General features: G+C 60.6%; 9 protein-coding genes. 1 reads left to right on the top strand and 8 read right to left on the bottom strand.

All coding sequences use genetic code 11. The annotated features are described in order from the left end of the window. A partial coding sequence (locus GY769_02025) for a hypothetical protein (protein MCP4200696.1) occupies positions 1 to 2,155 on the top strand: 2,155 nt, incomplete at its 5' end. 6 nt (positions 2,156 to 2,161) lie between these two features. Here the strand turns inward: GY769_02025 and GY769_02020 are convergent. The 8 genes from GY769_02020 to GY769_01985 form a co-directional block, all read right to left on the bottom strand. Beyond that, complete coding sequence (locus tag GY769_02020) at positions 2,162 to 2,857, bottom strand: alpha/beta hydrolase (GenBank protein MCP4200695.1); 696 nt, start codon at positions 2,855 to 2,857, stop codon at positions 2,162 to 2,164. A gap of 67 nt (positions 2,858 to 2,924) precedes the next feature. After that, positions 2,925 to 3,344, bottom strand: coding sequence for a hypothetical protein (locus GY769_02015; GenBank protein ID MCP4200694.1), 420 nt, complete (start codon positions 3,342 to 3,344; stop codon positions 2,925 to 2,927). A gap of 11 nt (positions 3,345 to 3,355) precedes the next feature. Continuing rightward, a complete protein-coding gene (locus tag GY769_02010; protein ID MCP4200693.1) occupies positions 3,356 to 3,712 on the bottom strand; it encodes a hypothetical protein in 357 nt (118 codons plus the stop codon). Continuing rightward, positions 3,705 to 4,256: a pyridoxamine 5'-phosphate oxidase family protein gene (locus GY769_02005; protein MCP4200692.1), complete on the bottom strand. Its 552-nt coding sequence runs from the start codon at positions 4,254 to 4,256 to the stop codon at positions 3,705 to 3,707. Before GY769_02005 ends, GY769_02010 begins: the two co-directional genes overlap by 8 nt. Positions 4,257 to 4,285: 29 nt before the next feature. After that, complete coding sequence (locus GY769_02000) at positions 4,286 to 4,672, bottom strand: GNAT family N-acetyltransferase (protein ID MCP4200691.1); 387 nt, start codon at positions 4,670 to 4,672, stop codon at positions 4,286 to 4,288. A gap of 99 nt (positions 4,673 to 4,771) precedes the next feature. Beyond that, on the bottom strand, positions 4,772 to 5,254 hold the full coding sequence (locus GY769_01995) for a DUF4440 domain-containing protein (protein ID MCP4200690.1): 483 nt from the start codon (positions 5,252 to 5,254) through the stop codon (positions 4,772 to 4,774). Between the two features lie 173 nt (positions 5,255 to 5,427). Then, on the bottom strand, positions 5,428 to 5,838 hold the full coding sequence (locus GY769_01990; GenBank protein MCP4200689.1) for a hypothetical protein: 411 nt from the start codon (positions 5,836 to 5,838) through the stop codon (positions 5,428 to 5,430). 147 nt (positions 5,839 to 5,985) lie between these two features. Further along, positions 5,986 to 6,357: a hypothetical protein gene (locus GY769_01985; protein MCP4200688.1), complete on the bottom strand. Its 372-nt coding sequence runs from the start codon at positions 6,355 to 6,357 to the stop codon at positions 5,986 to 5,988. Positions 6,358 to 6,626 lie beyond the last annotated feature (269 nt).

The following is a 6,626-nucleotide window of genomic DNA, read 5'->3' as shown; positions in this document are numbered from 1 at the left end:
TCGCGACGGCACGGCCTCGGGCAGTCCCTACGGTGGCGGCGTCTCGGTTCGGGCCTTGACGGCGGCAGCCACGGCCAAGGTCACTCTCGACCACGTCGTTTTGCGCGAGAATCACGCGGGGACCGGTGGCGGCGCCGCGGTTCAGGCCTGGGTGGGCATCGCCGAGCTTGTGATCAAGAACTCGCTCATCGAGGCCAATATCGCCGGTGAGGGAGGCGGACTCGCCGCCGTGGCCGATCTCGGCGGCGTGGCCAAGATCCGGCTAGAGTCCTCGACCGTGCTCGGCAACGAGGCCCAGGAATGGCCCGACTCCGAGGGCTGGGGAGGTGCTCTCTACGCCAACTCGATTCGCGAAGGAACCGCGGACATCGACCTCGTCAACTCGATTCTGGCGCAGAACACCTCGGAGTCGGGCGGCATCTACGTCCGGTCCGGGTATTGCGACGGCTGCCACGACGAGGCGACCACCGACGTCGACCTGCTCAACACGACCGTCACGGACAACGGTACCCCCGGCATCGTCGCCCGATCGTGGGATCAAGGCCAGACCACGGTCAGTCTGGTGAACAGCATCGCCTGGGGCAACAGCTACAACGAGATCGATGCCATCGGCGATAGCAGAACGACGGAGATCACCGCCTGGTACTCGGACGTCGGGCGCACGGAAATGGGCTTCAACGCGACCTACAACCCAATCGGCGGCATGCTCGACACCGATCCGTTCTTCGTCGAGCCGAGCGACGGCTATCATCTCGGCGAGGCGTCAGACCTGATCGACGCCGGGATCTGCGGCCTGTTCTTGCCGGGCCCCTACGGGCCGATCTACGCTCGCATCGCGCCCGCTCTCGACATGGACGACGATCTCAGACCGCCTCCCGAGGAGCTCTGGGGCTGTGACATCGGAGCGGACGAGTATGTCCCCTTCGAGCGCTGGGTACGTCCAGGAGGAAGTGACGTCGGCAATTCGTGCTCCGATTCGGCCGTGCCCTGCGGCACGATTCAGCATGCCATCGACGAGGCGATCTCCGCCGGTGGGCACTACAAGACCGTCGTGCATCTGACAACCGGTACCTACCTCGAAACCGTTTCCATAACGGACCCGCCGTCGCCGGTGATCCTCCAGGGCGGCTGGAGCTCTGACTTCACCACTCGTCAGGTCTCGGGTTTCGACACCGTCATCGACGCCAACGGACTCGGCGCGGCACTCACCTATGAAGACAGCGACGGCAAGGCCGATCTCGAGATCGAGAGCCTGACCCTGACGGACGGCTGGGCTCAAGACGGAGGCGGGCTCTCGTTTCGCTGCACCCTCGGCTACGGTCACCTCGATCTTGCCTGGGTGGTTGTCGATGGCAATCACGCCGCCGACTCCGGCGGCGGCGTGCAGATCCGGCCGGTGGCGTGCAACCTGGAAGCCGATATCTGGGACACGATGGTCACCGATAACTCCGCCACTGGGGTCGGCGGGGGAGTCCGATTCAGAATCGACGACGCCTCGACTCTCGTCGGGCGTATCCGCTCCATCACCGTCGCCGGCAACGAAGCGGGTTACGGCGGCGGCCTGGTCTTCCAGCAGACCGGAAGCGGTAAAGGATGGCTCTTTCTCGACAGCTCGGTTCTGGCCCTGAATCTCGGGGCTGTGGACGCCCCCGACGATCTGTGGATCGAGGAACTCGGGTCAGACTTCGTCTACGTCAGCGCCGAGCATTCGGATATTCCGGCTGTCACCCAGTGGGGCGGGCTCTACCTTCCGGAGCCATCGGTCATCGCCGTCAACCCGGGTTTCGCCGACCCTGCCGGCGGCGACTTCCACCTCACCCCCTACTCATCGGTTCTCGGGCTGGGCGCCTGCCTTCCCGGTCAGAGGTTCGACTGCGACGGCGAGCTTCGGCCGGCGACCGACTGTGACATGGGAGCGGACGAGTACCTCGGCGGCTGGGTGCCGCCACTCGATCTCTGGATCACTCAGGAAGTTCTGAGTGGCTGGATGGTGCGAGAGGCGTGTCGTTCGGTCACGGCCGGGCCCGAGGTCCTCGTGCAAGCCGGAGCGGTCGAGCTCCGAGCCGGTGAGTATTTGGCTCTTGGTAACGGCTTTGAAGTCGCGGCCGACGCGGCCCTCACCGCGACCCTGTATCGGCCCCCCAGCTGTCCGTAGCGCTTCCTAGCGCTGGGGTTCTGACGGCTCGTCCGGTGCGTCGTGCACGAACCGGCCGGATTCGATGAACGACACAGCCTGCTCGATAGCGGCCGGCGCCTGCATGATGAAGGGATGCGAATGTGGCAAGACGATGAAGTCGCTCATTCCTTCCACCTTCGTGTTCTCAACGGAGACTTTGCCGTCATCGGGATTCGGCAAGTACTGAGAGAGAATCGGGTTGAACGTTTCGGTGCCCGCGATGATCCCGACCTCGTAGCTGACCGGCCCCAGTCTGGACGGGACACTGTGTTCGTCCGTTCCCAGCTGAAGACCGGCGGGGCCGTTCATGGCCTCGAAGCCCGGAACGTCGCTCAACCGGTCGACGACCTCGCTGCCCTGGTTCGGAGGCGCGAGCATGACGACGCGACCCAAACGGGGGATCTGCCGGCTCTCGAGGTAGTACCTCACGAGGATTCCGCCAAGCGAGTGGGTGACGAAATGTATGGTCCCCTCGTCCGGGCACGCGGCCAGTCCTGCCTCGAGCGCGAGCGGGGCAAGATCCTCGACCGGAAGGTCGCGAGACGGGTAGTCGATGTTTGCAGTCGTATAGCCCCGGGCCTCGAAGGCGGCTGCCGCTTTCTCCATGGAAGCAGAAGTGCGAAGCAGCCCGTGCAGAAGGATCACGCAGTCGGCCGACAGGGAGGCCGGCACTGCGGCCAGAGCGAGAGAGAAGAGGAGGAAGCGAACGACGTTGATCACTGCAGCCCCTGAACGGATGAGTCCGGGCCTAGGATGCCTGCTGCTCGATCCTACGCAGGCGGTGCCAGCCGAACTCCCACACGCCCCGAAAGCCGCGCTCCAGGATGAGCTTCTCGGCCAGAACCGAGAAGATGCCGAGCCAGCGAACCGAGATCTGCTCGAAGCCCTCGATGACTACCCCGGTCGCCGTATCGGTAAGCCGAACCTCGCCGGTGCCGCGCCAGAACCCGCGGAACTCCCAACGCGCTAGCCGATTCTCTTCGAGCCGCGTGTTTCGTGCGACCAGGGGAAACGGAAACCTCTTCAACGGGACGGCCCACCAGCCATTGCCCCGATCCTGTGGTGCGCCGGCAAAGCCGAACAGGCCGACCCAGTCCGCCGGGGTCTTGAAATAGGCAAAGACCTGCTCAGAGGGGAGCGCGAACTCCTTCCTGAAGCGGATGATCATCGGATAAAAGTTTAGCGCAGGACGCGCACCTTGGCTTTGTCAGACGAGGCGCCCGAGAACTCCAGGAACTCGACAGGGGCTCTGTTGTCCACGATGAAAGCGACTCTCAAACCTGGCGAAGGGCTGTTTGGCTCGATCAGGATCTCTTTCCCCAAGAGCTCTTTCTCCAGATCGTCTACCTCGAAAGCCACATGCGGCACGGTCTTGACCAGCTCTGGAAGCGGGCTGTCTGATTCGAACCGCATCCACTCCACGCCATAGGGACTCGAATCGTAGCCGGATACGTAAACTCGAAAGTCTTCCAGGTAGGTTTCGTCAGCCCGAACAACATCCGTTGGAATCCCGACATGATGGTAGCGTCTAGGCATCTATCTCGATCCCCGGAAGACCATCAAGGCTTTGCGCGTTGTTCTCCCGACGATACTCCTTCAGTCGTTCATCTCCTTTGCTTACGGCCCACCGATCAAGCGTGTCTCTGGGCCTCTTGAACTCGCAAAGAGGTACCGCGTAGCCGCAAGAATCGGAAATCCGCTCTACGGACACATGAATGATTGAACGTGTACCGGGGTTTGAGGGGAAGTGACGCGCCAGTTCTGCGTACCGTGTGTGGTCGTTGGTGACAACTGTGCCGTGACCATGAAGCCTCACGATCTTCGGTGGGCCTTTGAACGCGCAGAACATGATTACGATGCGTCCGTTCTCGCGCAGATGAGCGATGGTTTCGACTCCACTGCCTGTGTAGTCCTGGTAGGCGACTTCAGAGCCACTGACTACTCTGAACGAGTCCCCACCCTTGGGAGAGCTGTTGACATGCCCCTCAGCGCTCAGCGGTGCTGTTGCCACGAAGAAGACGTGCTGCTGCGCGATCCACTCCGCCAGCTTGTCATCGATGTATTCGTAGACCTTTCCCATTGTGCCCTCCTGGTCCGTGCAGAGAGTGGTTAGGCCGCATGCCACGACATCTTTACAAAGGCGTCCGTCTGGCCGGTTTGTTTAAATCCTAGCCGCTCATAGAGCTCGCGCGCCCTGGGATTCGTGCGGAACAAGACAAGCTCGAGAGGAACCCCGCACTCTCTCGACTCTTGCTGCAACTGCTCAATAAGAAACGTGCCGATTCCCTGCCCCTGAATATCAGGATACAGCGCGATGTTTCGAAGATAGAGCCGCTTCGATTCCCTGTCGGTTTGCACGTATCCTGCCGTGCGGCCGGCAACCTCGACGACCGTGGTCGACGAAGACTCAAACTCGCGGCTGAAGTTGGAGCGCTGCCACTCCTCGTTCCAGCCCCAGATCCTCTGGATGTGGAAGCGAAAGACGGTGCGATACAACTCAAAGAGCGAGTCGAGATCCTCAGGAGTTGCCGGTCGAAGGTCTAGAGCATTACCCATCGCCGTCTAACGGATATTGAGCTCACACAGAGCAGGTGCCTAGTTACCCATGGCAATGTCGGTATTCCACATGTCGTAAATGACCGCCAGCTTGCCGTCGTGGCCACGCCGCCACACCGCGATGAACTTGCCCTTGTCGGCAACCGGTCTTTCTATACCGGGCAACCTCAATGAGAGCGCGTATGTACCAATCGCATAGACCTTGCCATCGCATTCCCAGGCGTCCTCAGTTTTCCCACTAAAGGATTCAAACCTCATTCCGCCCTCGCGATCGGACTCCATCTTCTTCCGAATGGCCTCTTTGCCAACGACTTTCTCGCCCCAATTCGGAAGAAGGACTGCATCATCCGCGTAGTACGAGAGCGTTGTCTCGATGTCGCCCTCAACCATCGAGCGCTCCATCTTCTGCCCCAGGGCATCAAGTTCACTGATGAGGGCTTCTTTGCCATTGCCTGCCGAAGCTGGCAAGGTCAACACGATCGCTGACAGACAAAACCCGAGTACCAGTGTTCTCTTTTTCATCTGAGTCCTCCCATGTTTCTACTCCGTTTCCTAGCGGCACGTAACGGATCGGATTCTGAGCTCACCGGCACCGCTGGCGATGCTGGTCAGGACTACGCTTCTGAAGCTAACCACTGCACCGAAGTCTACACCCGGCCCGAAGCACGCGAGGCGGTGTCCGGTGCAACGAGTGCTTAGGCGGCGTTCGAATTCTCCATTTGCCCTGGGCGCATGCGATTGAGAAGAAGTGCCATAAGTGGCAAGAGAACCCAGGGTATCGCGTAGTAAACGGTCAGATACCAATATCTCGAGATGAACCGAATACCGTGACCCAGGTAAAGCCCGCAGTAGAGCCAGTCATAGATCGCCAGCGGAAATGTGAAATAGAAAGCCAGCCAAAGCGCGATCGTAAGCCGCCTCTCGGGTCGCAGGCGCCTCAGAACGAAATAGACGATGGCGGCAATGGGAATCAGGACAAGCGAGTCAAACCAAATCATCAGAAGCTTGGAGTACTGCTGATAATAGGAAGGCAGGCCAGCGATCCAGAAGCCGGCCCAGACGACGGTGGCGATCAGAAAGACTCCAACGTGACCTCGAATGGTCATTCTCGAAACACCTCTGGAAAGCTGCCTAACGGACCAGAGCCAAGCCGCGCGCGGGAGCGCGTCGGCTTCAGCGATTTGTCAGAGGGCGCCGCGTCCATCAGGAGTTCTCCGGGTGACAAGGCGTAGTGAGTTGCTACCAAACAGCCTCTATCCAAGAAGGATGTTGTTGGCCCAAACACCGCCAATCAACCCAACGATGATAGCCCCGATGTTTGCGGCTGCGTTAGCAGCAGCAGGCCATTCCCCCTGCCGAAGCAGCTTTTGGAAGCGAGCCGACAGCAAAGAGAGGATGGCGAAGAACACAAAACCGAAAGTGCAAACGAGAGAAAAGTAGCCGGAGAACAGAAAAACAAGAAGATCGTGCAGAACAAAGCCGCAAGAAGCGAAGACCGTCAGCGTAGCCACCAGCCGGTGGCGGTTACCACCAAGGACAAGATACAGCCGGTACAGAAAATACCCGTAGAGGGGATTCCAAACCCTCCAGAACCGGTGGAAGCCGGGCTGGACCCAGGACCCCAAGAACAGTCGCCACAGGAACGGCCCGCTGCCTCTGCGGAGATCATACCCGCGGCGCACGAGATACTGATTGAAACTCGGAGCTCGCATCTACGCGACGCGCGATTTCGCGTTGGTGTATGAATCGGGCAAGCCTTCGCCGACCATTCCAGCGCTCTCTAGTGGATCTTGAGCACACCGGCACCGCCCGCGGTGCTGATGAGTACTGGCTTCAGAGACTCAACCACCGCGCCGAATTCTATACCCGGCCCGGAGTACGCGAGGCGGTGCCC

The organism is bacterium (assembly GCA_024224155.1).
GTDB lineage: Bacteria > Acidobacteriota > Thermoanaerobaculia > Multivoradales > JAHEKO01 > CALZIK01.
The sequence above is the reverse complement of the archived record's forward strand: the minus strand, read 5'-3'. Positions and strand labels throughout refer to the sequence as shown.

Excerpts from the sequence above, each read along its gene's own strand:
- GY769_02005 (MCP4200692.1), bottom strand. The coding sequence starts at position 4,256 with ATGGGAAAGGTCTACGAATACATCGATGACAAGCTGGCGGAGTGGATC.
- GY769_02015 (MCP4200694.1), bottom strand. The coding sequence starts at position 3,344 with ATGATCATCCGCTTCAGGAAGGAGTTCGCGCTCCCCTCTGAGCAGGTC.
- GY769_01990 (MCP4200689.1), bottom strand. The coding sequence starts at position 5,838 with ATGACCATTCGAGGTCACGTTGGAGTCTTTCTGATCGCCACCGTCGTC.
- GY769_02010 (MCP4200693.1), bottom strand. The coding sequence starts at position 3,712 with ATGCCTAGACGCTACCATCATGTCGGGATTCCAACGGATGTTGTTCGG.
- GY769_01995 (MCP4200690.1), bottom strand. The coding sequence starts at position 5,254 with ATGAAAAAGAGAACACTGGTACTCGGGTTTTGTCTGTCAGCGATCGTG.